3 protein-coding genes are annotated in these 2,840 nt (G+C 67.0%); 2 read left to right on the forward strand and 1 reads right to left on the reverse strand.

Going from position 1 to position 2,840, the window contains the following annotated elements:
- Positions 1-310: 310 nt before the first annotated feature.
- Positions 311-559, reverse strand: a complete 249-nt coding sequence (locus tag AZG88_RS15970) for a hypothetical protein (protein WP_005242469.1) — start codon at positions 557-559, stop codon at positions 311-313.
- A 787-nt stretch (positions 560-1,346) separates the two neighbouring features.
- Here AZG88_RS15970 and AZG88_RS53650 point away from each other — a divergent pair.
- Together AZG88_RS53650 and AZG88_RS53655 are read left to right on the forward strand one after the other, a co-directional pair.
- Positions 1,347-2,186 (forward strand): CHASE3 domain-containing protein, encoded by an 840-nt coding sequence (locus AZG88_RS53650; protein WP_231914024.1) that lies wholly within the window; start codon positions 1,347-1,349, stop codon positions 2,184-2,186.
- Positions 2,158-2,820 carry a sensor histidine kinase gene (locus AZG88_RS53655; RefSeq protein WP_231914025.1) on the forward strand — a complete coding sequence of 221 codons (663 nt, stop codon included), beginning with the start codon at positions 2,158-2,160 and terminating at the stop codon, positions 2,818-2,820. Before AZG88_RS53650 ends, AZG88_RS53655 begins: the two co-directional genes overlap by 29 nt.
- Positions 2,821-2,840: the final 20 nt, after the last annotated feature.

Below are 2,840 nucleotides of genomic sequence, written 5' to 3' on the forward strand. Positions count from 1 at the left end.
GCGTCGTAGTCGGTGGCCATGGTTGTTGTACCTCATGCTCTGGGTGTTCGGACCCGCCAGATTAGAGGGTCCGGCGCCGCGACACACACCCGGGGTTATGGGGTGCCATGGCCGCTCGCCGTCACCGGTGCGACAAGGCGATCGGCACGAGCGGTCATTCGCCTCAGCGTCGACAGGAAAGTTCACATCCAACGCCCAGGGAAATTGGTCCGGCTACCGCATCAGCCCCCCGGAGGGCCGCCGCCTCAGTTCGCGATCGCCCACGGTTCGATGCTGCCCTCGGGTACCTCTGTGCTGACAACCTGCGGCACTACTCCCGAAACTGTGTGGAAGTGTCGTTCCATGCGCGGAGGACGTCGTTGCAGAGGGTGGTCTTGAGGTTGCAGAGGTGCCCCAGGTCTGATGTTCGCGGGGTCATCGCGGCCTGGAGTAGATGGAGGAACCTGTTCCGTTGTACGCCGAATTTGATGAACAGGTCCTCGGTGTCGGCGCCGCCATAGGGCGCCCATTCGATGGCGAAGGCAACGAGCGCCCGGTCCGTGGGGCTGATGGAGTGCACGCTGGTGAGGAGATCGCAGGCACGCAGGGATTCTCGTAGCCAGTCGAGCGCGGGTGAGCCGGTGGGAACACCAGTGCGGGCGGCGCGCCGTCTCCGGGCCGGGCGGTTGCCGATTCGGCTGCGCTCGGGGTGAGCCCGACAGGGGGCGCTGGTGTCTGCAGCGGATGGGTTAAGCGTTGCCGGTGATGTCCTCGGCGGTGGGGCGGGTTTTTCGAACATGGATGCCTCTAGCGGGTGAAGAACTGATCGGGCACTTCCATAGTTGGTGTTCACGGACGGATCCGGACCGGCCATCCGGCGGGGTGGGGTGCCTGTTTAGGTGCCCGCGCGCAGGTCGGTCGGTATGGGTGGCCGGCTCGGTAGGTGCCTGCTCGGGTCCTCTCGCACCGTCGCAGACCTGTAGGGGTCGGGGTTGTCGATGGTCGCGTCGCGGGTGGCTTGTGGATGTGACGGCTGTTGCCCGAGGTCGTCATGCAGCACCGCTCGGCCGGCGGGCGAATGGCGGCTCGTCGACGGGCGGCCGGTCACCGGCTCCGGGCCGCCCCGGCCGAAACCGCAGGGGGGCGTTTCTTGATGCCGTTGATCGAGAGCACTCGGCCGGTTCCCCGGACAGCGAATGCCGGGATGCTGTGACCGGGCGCGGATCGACTCGAGGGAGCGCTGCGGGACCGGATGCCGGTGCCCGCCCTGCCGACGGGGTGTGGGCTTAGGGTGAATTCGGGGGTGGAATCGATGCGCGTCGGCGCGTACCGGCGCCGCTCGGTTGGTTTTGCGCGAGAGGCACGCGATGACGGATTCGAGCGCGGATACCGCGCGGGTTTCGTTGCGGGTGCTGCTGTGGCTGGCTATCGGCATTCTGGTGACGTTGTTCGCGGTGTCTGCGGTCTTCTCGGTGTACGGGCGATTGGCGGTGCGGGCATCCGTCGACGACTTGTCCGAGCAGCTGCTGCCCGCGCAGCGGGCGGTGGCCGAGCTGACCACGTCGTATGTGAACCAGGAAACGGGACAACGCGGGTACGCCCTGACCGGTGATCCGCAATTCCTCGAACCCTATGACGAGGGCCGGCGTGACGCTGCCGCACTGCATACCCGACTGGACACGCTGCTCGCCGAGGATGCGGCCGCGCAGGCCGCGCTGCAGACGACCGTCGAGGCGGCCGAGGCGTGGCGGGCGCGGGCAGCGGAGCGGGAGATCTCCGCACGCCGCGACAACGCGAGTGAACCGGATCGGATCCTGTCGGAGACCGCGGCGGGCAAGGAGTTGTTCGACGGCCTGCGCGCACGGCTCGCGGCGTTGAGTGCCCGCACCGACGTCCTGGTCGCCGAGCAGGTCGAACGAGTCCATTCGGCGCAGGCGCTGGCGAACATCGCGACCCTTGTCGGGTGTGTTCTCGCCGTGGTCATGGTCGTGACCGCGGTGTATCTGACGCGGCGGCTGCTGACACGGCCGATCGATCATCTTCTCGCCGATATCAGCGCGGTGGCCGGCGGCGACTACGGGCGGGAAATCGACACCGACGGGCCTCGGGAGGTGGCGATCATCGCGGGCGCCGTCGACACGATGCGGATCAGCCTTTTTGGCGCAGAACGAACAACTCATGGCAGCGGAGCGGGCCAGCGCACGTGATGACGAACAGAGCCGGATGGCGGCAGATCTGCACGATGTGACCCTCCAACGTGTGTTCGGTCTGGGCCTGATGCTGACCTCCCTAGGATTCCGGCATCCACGTTTGTCGGCCGAACTGGACCCGCTGATCGACGAGACCGACAGCATCGTGCGTGGATTACGTGCCGTCATATTCGATCTCACCCAGTCCGCGGCGGCCGGGCGGTCCGGGGATGTGGGCAGCCTGAGTGCCTCGGTGAGTGAGATCGTCGAAATCAGTGCCTCAGCCCTCGGTTTCACCCCCGACGTCTGTGTCGAGGGGCCGATCGACCGGTATTCCGACCGCGAAGCCGGGGCGGAACTGCAGGCCGCCCTGCGCGAGGCCCTGAGCAACGTCGCCCGCCACGCACAGGCGAGCGCATGCACGGTCCGGGTCACCGCGGACGAGGACGGCCTCGTCTTGAAGGTCAGCGACAACGGCACCGGAATCGTTGCGGGAGTTGCGCAAGGATACGGACTGACGAACATCCGGGACCGTGTCGAGCGACTCGGCGGTCACGCGGTCGTTCGCGACCTGGAGCCGGGGACGGAGGTCGAGTGGGCGATACCCGCACCGAAGGCGTCTCCACACATCACTGATCGACCGCCGACTTAGCCCGAATGCACCGATTCGTT

It is taken from the genome of Rhodococcus sp. LB1, from assembly GCF_001583455.1.
Classification (GTDB): domain Bacteria; phylum Actinomycetota; class Actinomycetes; order Mycobacteriales; family Mycobacteriaceae; genus Rhodococcus_F; species Rhodococcus_F opacus.

Coding starts and splice junctions, on each gene's coding strand:
- AZG88_RS53650 (WP_231914024.1), top strand. CDS start 1,347: ATGACGGATTCGAGCGCGGATACCGCGCGGGTTTCGTTGCGGGTGCTG.
- AZG88_RS53655 (WP_231914025.1), top strand. CDS start 2,158: ATGGCAGCGGAGCGGGCCAGCGCACGTGATGACGAACAGAGCCGGATG.